The 15,405-nt window shown below is 42.5% G+C and carries 12 protein-coding genes; 9 read left to right on the plus strand and 3 right to left on the minus strand.

The genetic code is table 11. From position 1 onward, the window contains the following. Positions 1 to 23: 23 nt before the first annotated feature. Positions 24 to 2,114: a TonB-dependent receptor gene (locus EGS71_RS13640; protein ID WP_001216144.1), complete on the minus strand. Its 2,091-nt coding sequence runs from the start codon at positions 2,112 to 2,114 to the stop codon at positions 24 to 26. Between the two features lie 75 nt (positions 2,115 to 2,189). On the opposite strand from EGS71_RS13640, the gene EGS71_RS13645 reads away from it, so the two are divergent. After that, a complete protein-coding gene (locus EGS71_RS13645) occupies positions 2,190 to 3,335 on the plus strand; it encodes a DUF1624 domain-containing protein (protein WP_000051114.1) in 1,146 nt (381 codons plus the stop codon). Between the two features lie 40 nt (positions 3,336 to 3,375). Here the strand turns inward: EGS71_RS13645 and EGS71_RS13650 are convergent, their stop codons facing one another. Next, a complete protein-coding gene (locus tag EGS71_RS13650) occupies positions 3,376 to 3,843 on the minus strand; it encodes an Lrp/AsnC ligand binding domain-containing protein (protein WP_001247568.1) in 468 nt (155 codons plus the stop codon). Between the two features lie 136 nt (positions 3,844 to 3,979). Here EGS71_RS13650 and EGS71_RS13655 point away from each other — a divergent pair, with 136 nt between their 5' ends. The 5 genes from EGS71_RS13655 (at position 3,980) to EGS71_RS13675 (ending at position 10,142) form a co-directional block, all read left to right on the plus strand. After that, the gene (locus EGS71_RS13655; RefSeq protein WP_001263981.1) at positions 3,980 to 5,245 is read left to right on the plus strand and encodes a D-amino acid dehydrogenase; all 1,266 of its coding nucleotides are present in this window, start codon (positions 3,980 to 3,982) and stop codon (positions 5,243 to 5,245) included. Between the two features lie 20 nt (positions 5,246 to 5,265). Then, positions 5,266 to 6,369, plus strand: coding sequence for an alanine racemase (gene alr / locus EGS71_RS13660; protein ID WP_001137878.1), 1,104 nt, complete (start codon positions 5,266 to 5,268; stop codon positions 6,367 to 6,369). A 10-nt stretch (positions 6,370 to 6,379) separates the two neighbouring features. Next, on the plus strand, positions 6,380 to 6,739 hold the full coding sequence (locus EGS71_RS13665; protein ID WP_000071347.1) for a RidA family protein: 360 nt from the start codon (positions 6,380 to 6,382) through the stop codon (positions 6,737 to 6,739). 162 nt (positions 6,740 to 6,901) lie between these two features. Further along, positions 6,902 to 8,341, plus strand: a complete 1,440-nt coding sequence (locus EGS71_RS13670; protein WP_000205436.1) for an amino acid permease — start codon at positions 6,902 to 6,904, stop codon at positions 8,339 to 8,341. A gap of 370 nt (positions 8,342 to 8,711) precedes the next feature. Beyond that, entirely contained in the window at positions 8,712 to 10,142 is a 1,431-nt protein-coding gene (locus tag EGS71_RS13675; protein WP_000178995.1) for an amino acid permease, read from the plus strand. Positions 10,143 to 10,199: 57 nt separating this feature from the next. Here the strand turns inward: EGS71_RS13675 and EGS71_RS13680 are convergent, their stop codons facing one another. Beyond that, positions 10,200 to 11,081, minus strand: coding sequence for a LysR family transcriptional regulator (locus tag EGS71_RS13680; RefSeq protein ID WP_000861801.1), 882 nt, complete (start codon positions 11,079 to 11,081; stop codon positions 10,200 to 10,202). Positions 11,082 to 11,246: 165 nt separating this feature from the next. On the opposite strand from EGS71_RS13680, the gene EGS71_RS13685 reads away from it, so the two are divergent. From EGS71_RS13685 to EGS71_RS13695, 3 genes are all read left to right on the plus strand, one after another. After that, entirely contained in the window at positions 11,247 to 12,764 is a 1,518-nt protein-coding gene (locus EGS71_RS13685; RefSeq protein ID WP_001092389.1) for a CoA-acylating methylmalonate-semialdehyde dehydrogenase, read from the plus strand. An 11-nt stretch (positions 12,765 to 12,775) separates the two neighbouring features. Beyond that, positions 12,776 to 13,666 (plus strand): 3-hydroxyisobutyrate dehydrogenase, encoded by an 891-nt coding sequence (gene mmsB, locus EGS71_RS13690; protein WP_001017303.1) that lies wholly within the window; start codon positions 12,776 to 12,778, stop codon positions 13,664 to 13,666. A gap of 81 nt (positions 13,667 to 13,747) precedes the next feature. Then, the gene (locus EGS71_RS13695) at positions 13,748 to 15,397 is read left to right on the plus strand and encodes an AMP-binding protein (RefSeq protein ID WP_002009580.1); all 1,650 of its coding nucleotides are present in this window, start codon (positions 13,748 to 13,750) and stop codon (positions 15,395 to 15,397) included. The last annotated feature ends 8 nt before the right edge of the window (positions 15,398 to 15,405 follow it).

Genomic DNA, 15,405 nt, shown 5'->3' on the forward strand with positions numbered 1-15,405 from the left:
GGCTTTTTTATTTTATAGATAAATTAAAACTTCCACTGTGCCGAAATTGAGGCGTTCAATGGTTCGCCCGGTTGAACCCATAAATCGCTATAGCTTGAGACATAGTAGGTCTTATCAAATAGGTTATTTATATTCAGCTGATAGCGTAAGCGGTCAGATGGGGCATAGTAGCCATTTAAATTGACCAGCGTATAACTCGGTAAGTTAAAGCCATTATCAAGGTTATGTCCACTGCGCTCACCTACATAAGTGAGATTGGCACCTACACCTGCTTTTCTTGCACCGTCTTGTAGAAACTCATAATTGGTGCTTACGGAGCCTTGGTGTTTTGGAACATTGCTTAGACGAGCGCCTTTCGCCAAGTCTTGGTCTTTTTCAATTTGAGCATCGGTATAACCATAGTTGGCATTAACGAACCAGCGGTCATTGATCTGGCTATTTAAATCAAACTCAATCCCTTTACTACTTACTTCGCCTGCTGCGGTTTGAAAGTCTTTGTCGATCGGGTCTGTCGTTAGCACATTCTGTTTTTTCATTTTAAACAAAGCGAGACTCAGCACACTTTGGTCGTTTATTTTATATTTGGTACCGACCTCATAGCTTTCGCCTTTTTCAGGAGCGAAGGTTTGTCCATTTCGGTTCATACCACTATTCATGGCAAATGAGCGGCCATAGTTTGTATAAAACGCCCATTGGTCAGAGGCTTTAAAATTTACTCCGAAACGGGGACTATTCTGGTGAAGTGTCTGGTTGTCTTCGGTCTGTTTTATATGATTTTTAAAGTCTTGTTCGACCTGATCAAAACGATTACCAAGTAACACGCTCCACTGGTCATTGAAAAAGATCTGATCTTGTACATTAAGTGCGAAATAACGCTGGCGCTCTTTGGTGTCGGTAAACGGAGTGAGATTCGGTAAATATTTGCCGTATTCAGGTTGGTAGATATCAATTGTGTTTGTTGAGCTTGTGCTGTGATTGCGACGAAGCTGGTTTTGCTTATAGTCGAGTTGACCAAGCTCGGTTGAAAGTAAAATTTCATGGCGAGCCCACGAAGTATCAATCTTGCCAAGTAACTCTGTCTGAGCCAGAACATCTTCACTTGTATAATCACGATAGCGACGTTGACGTTCTAAAGTACGTCCATCGGCTTGCATACGCCGAGGTTCGGTTGCAAAGCCGACCATTTTGGCGTCTTTATAGCTGACCGCACTATTTAGTTTCCAGTCAGGATTAAACTCGTGACTTAGATGTAATTGGTAAAAGTAATCTTTTATCTTCAGGTCGCCATCGTCAGGCTCACCTGTAAAGGTTTTCGGGTCCATCACAAACTGATGATTGACTGTGCTGACACCACGGTCAAAGGTTCCTTTGTGCTCTGTAAATTCACTGTCAAAGTCGAGTTGTGTTTGGTCTGAAATTTTCCATGTGAGCTGTGGTGAAAAGAACCAGCGTTCACTGCTGACATGATCACGGAAGCTTTGATTATCTTCGTGAGCCACTGCTAAACGATAGGCCAGTTCATCGTTAATAGGGGCAGTATGCTCCAAACTTATGCGATATTGTTCTTGGGTATTGGCGCGTAGGTTAAGTTCACTTTCGCTTTCCCAATGTGGTTTTTTACTGTTGAGGTTCAGCAAACCTCCTGTTTCGCCGCGGCCATATAGTGCAGCCATTGGTCCTTTTAAAAACTCTAAAGATTCAATATTTACTACATCTTTTGGAGCGCTAATTCCTCGGTTAACACTCAAACCGTTACGGATCATAGCCGCACCTAAATTGGGGTCGGTACTAAAACCGCGAAATGAGTAGTTATCCCAAAAGCCACCACCAAAGCTATTTTGATGAAAAACCCCACTGACTAAAGTTAATGCATCATCAATCCGTTGCACGTCTTGCTGTTCCATTATTTGTTTAGAAAGATAAGCACGGTTAAAAGGGACATCTAAAACATCGTGAGTAAATTTAGTTGCCGAGCTATTTTGGCTCACATCTTCTCGAGTACTTTCGGCCTGAACACGTATGGTTTCAAGTACCGTTGACGTTTCCTCTCCCCAAGTGAGTGTCGATATAAATGATAGACCTAACGAAGACAACAATCCTAATTTGTGTCGCATAAATAATCAGCCATAAAAAGACAAAAGGAATTAAATGTAATATTATAACGTTACATTATTTTGTTGATTACTGCTATGTCTTTAGAAAAGAATATTGAACGTTTACAGTCGATTGATGCATTGCGTGGTTTGGTGATCATCATTATGTTGCTCGACCATGTAAGAGAAACTTTCTATTTACATAAACAGGTTACCGATCCAATGGACGTAACAGTAACAGAACCGGCTTTATTTGGCAGTCGATTATTGGCCCATATTTGTGCTCCGGTTTTTGTACTTTTAACCGGTATTTCTGCTTTTTTATTTCAGTCAAAAAAACAAGATTTACAGCAAACACGTGCTTTTTTATTAAAGCGTGGCTTATTTTTGATTGTGTTAGAGCTTACCCTCGTGAATTTTGCATGGACGGCAACTTTTCCGCCTGAAGTCATTTATTTACAAGTGATCTGGGCGATTGGTATTAGCATGGTGGTGCTAGCTTGTTGTGTAAGTTTGCCTTTGCCTGTTCTTGCTGGTGTAGCGTTGGTGATTATTTTTGGACACAACTTATTAGATTCTGTGTATTTCTCACAAGGCATCCTACAGAATATATGGTTCGTTTTACATGAACGTGGCTGGCTTGAGTTTGCGGGTATCAAGCTTCGTACAAGTTACCCTGTTTTACCTTGGATTGGGGTGATTTTATTAGGCTACGTATTAGGTCAGTTCTTTAGTTCAAAATATTCAGCAAAGCAAAGAAGCCGCACTTTACTCAGTCTTGGTTTAGCAAGCGTCGGGTTATTTGTTTTACTCCGTTTTATCAATGTCTATGGCGACCAGCAGTGGCAACATTTTGAGTCATTACAACTGAGCCTCATGAGCTTTTTTAACCTCACCAAGTATCCACCGTCTTTATTGTTTATTTTGCTGAATGTTGGAATTGGTTTGCTTGTGCTCGTTGCTTTTGAACGTATGCAGCAGCACTCGTTTTTAAAACCATTGGTCGTGTTTGGCTCGGTGCCGATGTTCTTTTATTTATTGCATTTATATGTGCTGAAACTGATGTATGTGTTGGCACTCAGTGTGTGGGGAGCTAACTACGGAAACTATTTGTCGGTCAATCATGTGTGGATGTTGTGGCTAATTACGATTGTGCTGTCTTTTGCACTCTATCCAGCGGTGAAATGGTTCTCGAAATTTAAACATCAAAATAAACATATTTCGATTTTAAAATATTTCTAATTTTCAAAAGGTGAGTAAAGCGAGTTCAGTAATGCTCGCTTTACTTGCTTACATCTAAATACAGAGTTTCTTTCACTTCTTCCATGACGACATAACTGTGTGAAGATGCCGAAGCTGGGAGTTTCTTTAATAGATCTCCTAACAAGCGACGATATGCACTCATTTCTTTTAAACGCGCTTTTACAAGGTAGTCAAATTCACCTGAAATGAGGTGACATTCGAGCACTTCAGGAATCTCAACTAAGTCTCTAGCCACCTGATCAAATACATCGCCAGATTTGGCAGATAACTTAATTTCTAAAAAGACAAGCAGGTTACGGTCAACGTAGGCTGGGTTTAGACGTGCGTAATAACCCATGATAATGCCATCGCGCTCAAGGCGCTTTACACGCTCTGAACAGGGGGTGGTAGAGAGGTTGACTCTTGATGCCAATTCACTAATCGCAATTCGTCCTTCACGCTGCAAAATATCCAGAATCATGCGATCTATACGATCTAAGGGGCGCATAGATATTTCCTCTTTTTTTAAAATTCTCGCGAAAAAAACATAAATTTACCTAGATTATAGCCTGAAAAATAGTGAAATAAACTATTGAAGCAGAAATATACTAGTGAAATAAACTGGTGTGCGTGAGGGAATGGAAATGCGCGTAATTGTACTAGGTAGCGGCGTTATTGGAGTGGCAAGTGCCTATTATCTGGCTCGACAAGGGGCCGAGGTTACTGTTCTCGATCGCCAGTCAGGTCCTGCTGAAGAAACAAGTTTTGGTAATGCAGGTCAAATTTCGCCTGGGTATTCGACCCCTTGGGCAGCACCAGGAATTCCTTTTAAAGCTGTGAAATGGATGTTCCAACACCATGCACCGCTTGCGATTAATTTAGATGGCAGCATGTGGCAATTACAGTGGATGGCGCAAATGCTGAAAAACTGTAATCCGCAAAGTTATGCTGTGAACAAAGAACGTATGATGCGTGTGGCTGAATATAGCCGTGACTGCTTACGTGAACTTAGAAAAGACACGGGTATTCACTACGAAAACCGCGCTAAAGGTACGTTGCAGTTATTCCGTAAAGAAGCACAAATGGAAGCGGTTCAACGCGACATTAGCGTGCTTGAAGAGTGCGGCGTAAGCTACGAATTATTAAATGGCAACGAACTTGGTCGTGTAGAACCAGCGTTGGCCAATGCACAAGATAAACTTGTGGGTGGTTTACACTTACCAAATGATGAAACAGGCGACTGCTATTTATTTACCAATGCTTTAGCTCAAATTGCTAAAGAGCTAGGCGTTAACTTCCAGTTTAACCAGAATGTAGAAAAATTGATTGTCGAAGGCGATCAAATTAAAGGCGTTCAGGTCAATGGTAAAGTTTTAACTGCAGATCGTTATGTTCTAGCGTTTGGTAGCTATTCACGTGATTTCTTGAAACCGCTTGATCTACAGTTACCTGTATATCCTGTAAAAGGTTACTCGTTGACGATTCCTATTGTTGACCCAGCCTTTGCTCCGCAATCTACAGTGCTGGATGAAACTTACAAAATCGCGATTACTCGTTTTGATCAACGTATTCGCGTAGGTGGTATGGCTGAGCTAAGTGGCTTTAACTTAGGTCTAAACGAAGACCGCCGTGCAACCTTGCAAATGGTGACTCAAGACTTGTTCCCGGGTGGTGATATGGAACAAGCATCTTTCTGGACAGGTTTACGTCCAATGACACCAGACAGTACTCCAATTATTGGTGCGACTCGCTTTAAAAATCTGTTCTTGAATACAGGTCATGGCACTTTAGGTTGGACCATGGCATGTGGTTCAGGAAAATTAATCAGTGACATCGTATTGAATCACAAAACTGATATCAGTACCGATGGCCTTTCAATTCAGCGTTATTCACACGCGCATGCTGCATAACGGACGTTAGGAAAGTAATCATGCCTCGTCCTATTACCGCAGTGATCCACCGTCAAGCCTTACAAAATAACTTGGCGGTGGTACGCAAAGCTATGCCAAACAGTAAGGTCTTTGCCGTTGTCAAAGCCAATGCTTATGGACATGGAATTGAACGTGTCTATGAAGCATTTAAAGCAGCAGATGGCTTTGCCTTACTGGATCTTGAAGAAGCAAAACGAATTCGTGCTCTAGGCTGGACAGGCCCGATTTTATTGCTCGAAGGAGTTTTTTCTCCTCAAGATTTATTTGATTGTGTGCAGTATCAGCTTAGTTTCACCATTCATAGTGAGGCGCAAATTGAGTGGGTAGAACAGCATCCTTATCCTGCTCAATTTGATGTTTTCTTGAAAATGAACAGTGGTATGAACCGTCTTGGTTTTAAACCACAGCATTATGTGCAGGCTTGGGAACGTTTAAATAATTTGGCAAATGTCGCCAAGATTACCCACATGATGCATTTTTCGGATGCAGATGGTGATCGTTTCGGTCAGCAAGGTATTGATTATCAAATTACTGCCTTTGAAGAAATTGTGAAGGATTTACCGGGTGAAAGATCGGTAAGTAATAGTGCGGCAATTCTGCGTTATCAAGACCAGCTCAAATCAGATTATGTCCGTAGCGGCATCATGCTTTATGGCAGCTCGCCAGATTACCCAACCCATAGTATTGCGGACTGGGGCTTGCAGCCGACCATGAGCTTACGTAGTGAAATTATTTCCGTTCAGCATTTGGAGCCGAATGAAAGCGTAGGTTATGGCTCAAACTTTGTCGCAGAGCAACCCATGACGATTGGGATTGTGGCTTGCGGCTATGCCGATGGTTATCAACGTATTTCGCCAACAGGTACTCCAGTTTTAGTGGACTCAGTACGCACGCGTACAGTTGGCCGCGTCAGTATGGATATGTTGGCAGTCGATTTAACGGGTATTGAGAGTGCCAAAGTTGGTAGTGAAGTGGTGCTCTGGGGTCAGTCAAGTACAGGCGTCGTTCTATCTATTGACGATGTTGCAGTTTCATCCGGTACGGTGGGTTATGAACTGATGTGTGCCGTCACCGCCCGTGTTCAATTTATTAATCAGGTATAAGGAAATCCGAATGTCTAATTCAGATATACAAAAGATTAACACTAACGAAGTCATGAGCGCCGTGACTGTTTTTAACAAAGTGGTTTATTTGTCAGGTCAGGTGCCTAAAAATACCGAGCAGGACGTGGCAGGTCAAACCCGTGAAATTCTTGCAACAATTGATGAACTTTTGGCATTAGCCAATACCGATAAATCTCGCTTGCTCTCTGCGCAGCTCTATTTGAAAAATCTTTCTGACTTTTCAACCGTAAATGCAATTTGGGTTGACTGGTTAAAAGGGTGTGTTGCTCCATCGCGTGCCACAATTCAGGCTGATTTGGTCAATCCAGATTGGTTAATTGAAATTGCCGTGACGGCAGCACAAAAGTAATTCGGCTTTACTCCAAAAACGATGATGTATCTAACAGAAGGAAGATAGATGCGGTTTAACCAGTCGTTTTTTGGTGAACAGATTCAGTGACCTATGGCATACGGTTCAATTTTCGCCATAGGTTGCTGATCTTAACAAAGGAATTCAAAAAGGAATTTTAATATGACAACGGCTCGTCATTCAGATACGGAAAATTCTCCCGATCATCTGCAACGAAAACTGTCTAACCGTCATTTACAACTGATTGCAATTGGCGGTGCAATTGGAACTGGCCTATTTATGGGCTCAGGTAAAACCATCTCCCTTGCAGGTCCTTCAATTCTCTTTATTTATATGATTATTGGAGGCATGTTCTTTTTCTTAATGCGTGCAATGGGTGAACTACTCCTTGCAAATCTGCATTACAAATCTTTTGTTGATATGGCTCATGACTTAATTGGTCCTTGGGCCGGTTATTATTTGGGTTGGACCTATTGGTTAGGTTGGGTGCTGGTCGGTATTGCGGACCTTTCAGCAGTCATTAACTATTTGAGCTTCTGGCTACCCGATGGTGCAAGCTTCTCACCAATACAGCAGGCCATGATTAGTGCAGGCTGTGTGTTGTTTGTGATGGGACTTAACCTCCTTACAGTACGTCTATTTGGTGAAATTGAATTCTGGTTTGCCCTTATTAAGATTCTGGCAATTATTGGCCTGATCGGTGTGGGTGGCTATATGATTTTCAGCCATTTCCAAGCTCCGCAAGGCGCTGTTGCCAGCATTAGTAATGTCTGGTCACATGGCGGTTTATTCCCGAAAGGTACAGAAGGCTTCTTGGCAGGATTCCAGATTGCCGTTTTTGCGTTTGTCGGGGTTGAGTTGGTTGGTACAACAGCTGCTGAAACGAAAGACCCGCAGAAGAACTTACCGAAAGCAATTAACGCGATTCCGGTACGTATTATTTTGTTCTATGTATTGGCGTTATTTATTGTGATGTCGGTAACACCGTGGGATCACATTCGTGCAGATAAAAGCCCGTTTGTTGAGTTATTCTTAAATGCGGGTATTCCAGTTTCTGCGATCATTATGAATTTGGTGGTGCTATCTTCGGTCATGTCTTCAATGAACAGCGGTGTGTTTTCAACCAGTCGTATGCTGTTTGGTTTATCAAAAGATGGTCAGGCACCGGGAGCATTTGGACGTTTATCAAAACGCGCAGTCCCATCAAATGGTTTGATTTTCTCTTGTACTTTCATTATGGGCGGGGCAGTGCTTCAGTACTTTGTTCCAAACACAATGGAGGCATTTACATTAGCAAGTTCACTCTGTGTGATTCTATTCATTAGTGTCTGGAGTCTCATTATGGTGTGCTATTTACGCTATCGTAAATTACGTCCTGAATTACATGAAAAATCTACGTTCAAAATGCCGGGCGGCATTTGGATGAGTTATGTTGTTTTGGCATTCATGCTTTTCACTTTGGTAATCTTGGCATTAGAGCCTGATACCTTAAAAGCGCTATATGTCAGTCCAGTATGGTTGATCATTTTAGGTGTGACTTATCATGTGCTGTATAAACCGCGTATGAAAAGACTAGGACGTGAACTCGTCAACGACCATTAAGTTTTATTAAAAAGCCAATCGAACATGATTGGCTTTTTTTATTTTCTTTAGGTTTTTTATCGGAATAATATTGTTTATTTTTGAGTCATCAGTGCAGTTTTGAAGGGGGTGGGAAAGCGACATTGAACAATATCGCATGCTACACTTCGGCTCATCTGGTGAATTGAGATTGGATAATTAAAATTGCCGTGAAGGCAGTACATAAATAATGCAATTTAAAAAAATAGGGATAAAAGATAGATCAATTAAGGAAAAAATATACTTGAACATCTTGTCCCGATGTATAGACTCAGCAACCCACGATATACGGTTCGTTTTCTCCCTATATGTTGCTGATTGAAATTAAGCAAATATAAAAAGGACTTCTAATATGACAATGGTTCATCATTCAGATGAGGCAAGTTCCCCTGATCATTTACAACGGAAATTAAGTAATCGCCATTTACAGCTCATTGCAATTGGCGGTGCAATCGGTACGGGTCTATTTATGGGCTCGGGCAAAACCATCTCCCTCGCAGGTCCTTCGATTCTCGTTATTTACATGTTAATTGGCGGTATGTTCTTTTTCCTTATGCGTGCATTAGGTGAATTACTACTTGCTAATTTACATTACAAGTCATTTGTTGATATGGCATATGACTTAATCGGCCCATGGGCTGGCTATTATATTGGCTGGACCTATTGGTTAGGCTGGGTATTGGTCGGTATTGCCGATCTATCAGCAGTTATTAATTATTTAAGTTTCTGGTTGCCCGAGGGTGCCAGTTTCTCACCAATGCAACAGGCCATGATTAGTGCGGGCTGTGTACTATTCGTGTTAGGACTTAATTTGCTTACGGTCAAGTTGTTTGGTGAAGTAGAATTCTGGTTCGCACTCATTAAGATTTTGGCAATTATTGGCTTAATTGGTGTGGGTGGCTACATGATTCTCACTCATTTCCAAGCTCCTCATGGTGACGTTGTCAGCATCAGTAATGTCTGGTCGCATGGAGGTCTGTTTCCAAAAGGTGTAAGTGGATTTTTAGCCGGATTCCAGATTGCCGTGTTTGCCTTTATTGGTGTTGAGTTGATTGGTACCACAGCGGCTGAAACGAAAGATCCGCAAACTAACTTACCAAAAGCAATTAACGCGATTCCGGTACGTATTATTCTGTTTTATGTGCTGGCACTTTTTGTCGTGATGTCAGTGACGCCTTGGAATCATATCCATGCAGATAAAAGCCCGTTTGTTGAATTGTTCTTAAATGCAGGTATTCCGATTTCAGCAATTATCATGAACTTGGTGGTGCTGTCTTCGGTCATGTCTTCGATGAACAGTGGCGTGTTTTCAACGAGCCGTATGTTGTTTGGTTTATCAAAAGATGGTCAGGCACCGAGTGTCTTGGGACGTTTATCAAAACGTGCTGTACCGTCAAATGGTTTAATCTTCTCATGTATTTTCATTATGGGCGGAGCAGTGCTTCAGTACTTTGTTCCAAACACAATGGAAGCATTTACTTTGGCAAGCTCGCTCTGTGTGATTTTATTCATTAGCGTGTGGATTTTAATCATGGCGTGTTATTTACGCTATCGTAAAATTCGCCCAGAGTTACATGCAGCATCTACCTTCAAAATGCCGGGCGGTGTGTTGATGGCTTATGCCGTTATTGCATTCTTCTTGTTTACCTTGGTGATTTTGGCATTAGAGCCAGATACCTTAAAAGCGTTATACGTTAGCCCAGTATGGTTAGTAGTTTTAAGTGTGACCTATTATGCGTTCTATAAGCCGCGTATGAGAAAATTAGGTCAAGAAATCTTTTAATTAACCTGTCTCGATTTACCAGAAAGCCAATCATATGATTGGCTTTTTATTTATTATTTAATCAACCAGTAAATGTTGGTATTTATCGGCCTGTTTACGCAAGTAATCCCAGACCAGTTTAATGCGCGGCTCATGCTGTAAATCAACGAAGGTCAGCATCCAGAACGTATGAGTAAAACGAACTTGTTGTTCTAACACCTCTTCAAGCTCAGGCTTATCATCTGCCAAAAACTTGGGCAAAATTGCAAGACCTGCGCCTGCGCTGACCGCAATTTGTTGCGCCAAAATACTGCTACTGCGAAAGTTCGCGTTAAGCTTTAAAGGTAAGCGTTCTAGACAATATAGCTCGGGGCTATACACCAGATCATCAATATAGTTCACAAAGCGGTGCTGGGTTAAATCTTCCAGACGGCGAATTGGTGGGTTTTGCGCTAGATAGTTTTGGCTACCATAAATTTTTAAACAGTAATCAGACAAGCGCGTAATGATATAAGGCCCTGAGGTTGGGCGTTCAATCGACACCACAATATCTGCTTCACGGTGCGAGAGCTTAATCATTTTTGGTACGGGTATCAGGTCGATGGTAAGCAGAGGATACTGTATGGAGAACTCAGCCAGTAAGCGGGCTAAAAATGCAGTTCCAAAACCCTCAGGTGTGCCAATTCGCACACGACCTTGCAAAGGTTGATGCGGTTTTTCAATTTGTAAGAAAGCTTGTTCCATTTGTTCAACTCGAGGGACAAGTGCCATCCCTTCGAGAGTTAACTCATAACCGGTTGCTTCACGTTTAAATAGCGTAGTACCTAAAGCAAGTTCTAGAGCCTGAATCCGTCTAGCCACCGTACTGTGCTCGACACCGATAATACGTGCAGCATTGGTTAGAGTTTTAGTGCGTGCTAAAACCAGAAAAAACTGTAGATGATCCCAATCCACTTTCATTTTTGTTATTGTCCCTGTGCATATTTGCACAACAATCGTGCATGAATTTGCGTTGGTGGTCAAAGATTTCTTTGTTAGTCTCAAATAAAACCTGAATAAAGAAAATACATAGAAAAGTATTTTCTAATAACTGAACACAATAAAAATATGACCTACGGAGAGGTTATGAACACAATCCAGAAAATCGAATTGGACACCGCTAAATTACTTATTAACGGACAGTTTATCGAATCTAAAACACAAGAATGGCAAGACATTGTTAACCCTGCAACTCAGGAAGTGATTGGCCGCGTGCCTTTTGCAACGGTTGAAGAAGTCGACGCTGCTATTCAAGCTGCACAAGATGCTTTTGCTTCGTGGCGCCAGACCCCAATTCAGGCACGTATGCGCATCATGCTCAAGTTACAAGACTTGATCCGTGCCAACATGAAAGAAATCGCACAAGTATTGACGGCTGAACAAGGTAAAACCTTGGCAGATGCCGAAGGTGATATTCAACGTGGTCTAGAAGTGGTTGAACATGCCTGCTCAGTTGGTACTTTACAAATGGGTGAATATGTTGAAGGTGTAGCACGTGGTGTAGATACGTATACCTTGCAACAACCTTTGGGTGTCTGTGCGGGTATTACGCCGTTTAATTTCCCCGCCATGATCCCGCTTTGGATGTTCCCAATGGCAATCGTGTGCGGCAATACTTTTGTTTTAAAACCTTCAGAACAAGATCCATTATCGACCATGATGTTGGTTGAGCTTGCGATTCAAGCAGGTATTCCGGCAGGTGTGCTGAACGTTGTGCATGGCGGTAAAGAAGTGGTTGACCGTTTGTGTACCCATAAAGACATTAAAGCAATTTCATTTGTAGGTTCAACAGCGGTTGGAACACATGTTTATAACCTTGCAGGGCAGCATGGCAAACGTGTGCAAGCCATGATGGGTGCAAAAAACCATGTAGTTGTGATGCCGGATGCCAATAAGGAACAAACCTTAAACGCTTTAGTAGGTGCAGCATTCGGTGCAGCGGGACAACGTTGTATGGCATTGTCGGTTGCAGTGATGGTTGGTGACAGTAAACAGTGGATTCAAGAGTTAGTTGAAAAAGCCAAAACACTAAAAGTAAATGCAGGTCATGAACCAAATACTGACATTGGTCCAGTGATTTCAAAACGTGCCAAAGCGCGTGTAATTGACTTGATTAATAGCGGTGTTGAGCAAGGTGCAGAGTTACTACTCGATGGTCGCAATGTTCAAGTACAAGGTTATGAGTCAGGTAACTTTGTGGGCGCGACGATTTTTAGTGGTGTAAATACCGACATGCGTATTTATAAAGAAGAAATCTTTGGCCCGGTACTTTCAATTATTTGTGTCGATACACTCGATGAAGCGATTGCACTTATCAATGCCAACCCATTTGGTAACGGTGTAGGTCTATTCACACAAAGCGGTGCCATTGCACGTACTTTCCAAAACCTTATTGATATTGGTCAAGTCGGTATCAACATTCCAATTCCTGTACCAGTGCCTTTCTTTAGTTTTACCGGTTCAAGAGGCTCAAAACTAGGTGATTTGGGGCCATACGGTAAACAGGCTGTGCAGTTCTATACTCAAACCAAAACGATTACCAGTCGCTGGTTTGAAGATAGCCATGAAGTTGGCGGTGTAAATACAACCATTAGTTTACGTTAAGGGGATCACGGATGAATATCGCCTTTATCGGTCTAGGGAATATGGGTGGCAGAATGGCCCAAAACCTACTAAAAGCCGGACTCAAAGTTTATGGTTACGACCTCAGTGAAGTCGCGATTCAGCACTTCGCCGAGGCAGGTGGTGTGGTTTGCGACAGCCCACAGGACGCAGCTAAACAAGCAGATGTAGTCATTACCATGTTGCCTACGGCGAAGCATGTTAAAGAGGTTTACTTAGGCGAAAATGGTGTCTTGGAAGTGCTAAAAGCAGGTAGCTTATGCATTGATAGCAGCACTATTGACCCGCAAACCATTAAAGACATTGCTGCTGTTGCACATAGCAAAAATATTAAAATTTGTGATGCACCAGTTTCTGGTGGAACCATTGGTGCTCAAGCAGGAACCTTAACCTTCATGGTCGGTGCTGATGAACAAACCTTTAATGAGGTGAAACCTGTGCTCAGCCACATGGGCAAAAATATTGTTCACTGTGGTGATGTCGGTGCAGGTCAAATTGCCAAAATCTGCAACAACCTGATTTTAGGAATTTCAATGGCTGCGGTGGCCGAAGGCATGGCACTCGGTGTGAAGCTAGGCATTGACCCACAAGCATTGGCAGGTGTAATTAATACTTCAAGTGGCCGTTGCTGGAGTTCGGATGTGTGTAACCCATGGCCACATATTAATGAAAATGCGCCCGCATCTCGAGGCTATCAAGACGGTTTTGCGACACAGCTAATGCTAAAAGATTTAGGACTCGCTGTAGAAGCCGCAGGCCAAGTGAAACAGCCGGTTTTATTAGGTGGCATGGTACAACAGCTTTATCAGCAAATGTGTATGCGTGGTAATGCTCATCTCGATTTCTCGAGCATTATTCAGCAATACCTGCCACAAGAGGCATAACGGTAAAGCCAAAGGATGGCTTTAAACGAATAAATCAAACCCTGTCGTGAATAACAACAAATCCGGACTGAGGGAAAAGATATGATGGATTATCAAAATGCTGTACAGGCTTTCGATTTGGAAAGCACTGCTAAACAGATGTTGTCAGGTTCACTCGATGCACTGAACGCATGTTATGAATGTTGTGATAGACATGCAGATGGCGACAAGATCGCGCTGTACTGGCAAGGAAAAGACGGTCGCAAAGAACAATATACCTTCCGTGAACTAAAAGAATGGTCGAGTCAGTTTGCTAACTTTTTAAAATCACAAGGTGTGAAAGCGGGAGACCGTATTTCAGGCTTATTGCCAAGAACACCTGAACTGATCGTGACCATTTTGGCGGCTTGGAGAATTGGTGCGGTGTACCAACCCCTATTTACTGCCTTTGGTCCCAAAGCGATTGAGCACCGTATTCAACTTGCTCAAAGTAAGCTGGTGGTGACTGATATGGGTAACCGTAGCAAGCTCGACGAAATTGAAAAGTGCCCTGCAATTATGACAGTGGCCGACGCACAAGGTACTCCGCTTAAAGCAGGTGATTTTAATTTCTGGAATGAAGTGAAGCAGCAGTCCGATCAATGTGATCTGGTGATGCGTAACATCCAAGATCCTTTCTTGCTTATGTTTACGTCTGGCACTACAGGACCAGCGAAACCATTGGAAGTGCCACTAAAAGCACTGATTGCTTTTGGTCGCTATATGCAAGATGCCATTGGTTTAACCGAAGAGGATTCATTCTGGAATATTGCAGATCCGGGTTGGGCGTATGGGTTGTACTATGCGATTACTGGACCGTTATTTTTAGGCCATGCCACTTTGTTCTATGAAGGCGGTTTTAGTACCGATAGCCTATGCCAAATTGTGAAAGATTATAAAGTTAACAACTTGGCAGGTGCACCAACCGCTTACCGCATGATGATGGCAGCTGACCCAGCACAAATGGCGCCGTTAAAAGGACAATTCCGTGTGGTGAGTAGTGCAGGAGAGCCGCTAAATCCGGAAGTAATTCGTTGGTTTAAACAAGTCCTTGATACTCCAATTTATGACCACTACGGGCAAACTGAAGTAGGCATGGTGGTGTGTAATCATCATGGTTTAAAACATGAAATTCATGCTGGTTCAGCAGGTTTTCCAAGTCCGGGCTATCGTGTTGCGATTGTTAATGAACAAGGTGAAGAGCTTCCGCCAGACACACCGGGAATTTTAGCAGTCGACATTAGCCAGTCTCCAATGATGTGGTTTGGTGGCTATAAAGAAAGTCGAAAATCGCCATTTGTTGGTTATTACTATTTAACGGGTGATACTGCCGAACTCCATGCCGATGGCAGTATGAGCTTTGTCGGCCGTAGCGATGATGTGATCACCACATCAGGCTATCGTATTGGACCTTTTGATGTGGAAAGCGCACTACTTGAACACGACGCTGTGATTGAAGCCGCAGTAATAGGCGTGCCTGATCCAGATCGCACTGAAGTGGTTAAGGCTTTTGTAATTTTAGCTGCGGGCGTACAACCTTCAGATGCGCTTGCTGAAGAACTCAGCCAGTTTGTTAAAAGACGACTTTCTGCTCATGCTTACCCACGATTAGTTGAATTTGTGAGTGAATTACCTAAAACTCCAAGTGGCAAAATTCAGCGCTTTTTATTGCGTAATCAAGAAATTGCTAAACAACAAGCTAAAGCAGGGTAAAGGAAATA

It is taken from the genome of Acinetobacter sp. FDAARGOS_559 (assembly GCF_003940475.1).
In the GTDB taxonomy this organism is placed as follows: domain Bacteria; phylum Pseudomonadota; class Gammaproteobacteria; order Pseudomonadales; family Moraxellaceae; genus Acinetobacter; species Acinetobacter baumannii.

Excerpts from the sequence above, each read along its gene's own strand:
- EGS71_RS13695 (WP_002009580.1), top strand. The coding sequence starts at position 13,748 with ATGATGGATTATCAAAATGCTGTACAGGCTTTCGATTTGGAAAGCACT.
- alr (WP_001137878.1), top strand. The coding sequence starts at position 5,266 with ATGCCTCGTCCTATTACCGCAGTGATCCACCGTCAAGCCTTACAAAAT.
- EGS71_RS13680 (WP_000861801.1), bottom strand. The coding sequence starts at position 11,081 with ATGAAAGTGGATTGGGATCATCTACAGTTTTTTCTGGTTTTAGCACGC.
- EGS71_RS13655 (WP_001263981.1), top strand. The coding sequence starts at position 3,980 with ATGCGCGTAATTGTACTAGGTAGCGGCGTTATTGGAGTGGCAAGTGCC.
- EGS71_RS13645 (WP_000051114.1), top strand. The coding sequence starts at position 2,190 with ATGTCTTTAGAAAAGAATATTGAACGTTTACAGTCGATTGATGCATTG.
- mmsB (WP_001017303.1), top strand. The coding sequence starts at position 12,776 with ATGAATATCGCCTTTATCGGTCTAGGGAATATGGGTGGCAGAATGGCC.
- EGS71_RS13675 (WP_000178995.1), top strand. The coding sequence starts at position 8,712 with ATGACAATGGTTCATCATTCAGATGAGGCAAGTTCCCCTGATCATTTA.
- EGS71_RS13670 (WP_000205436.1), top strand. The coding sequence starts at position 6,902 with ATGACAACGGCTCGTCATTCAGATACGGAAAATTCTCCCGATCATCTG.
- EGS71_RS13665 (WP_000071347.1), top strand. The coding sequence starts at position 6,380 with ATGTCTAATTCAGATATACAAAAGATTAACACTAACGAAGTCATGAGC.
- EGS71_RS13685 (WP_001092389.1), top strand. The coding sequence starts at position 11,247 with ATGAACACAATCCAGAAAATCGAATTGGACACCGCTAAATTACTTATT.
- EGS71_RS13650 (WP_001247568.1), bottom strand. The coding sequence starts at position 3,843 with ATGCGCCCCTTAGATCGTATAGATCGCATGATTCTGGATATTTTGCAG.
- EGS71_RS13640 (WP_001216144.1), bottom strand. The coding sequence starts at position 2,114 with ATGCGACACAAATTAGGATTGTTGTCTTCGTTAGGTCTATCATTTATA.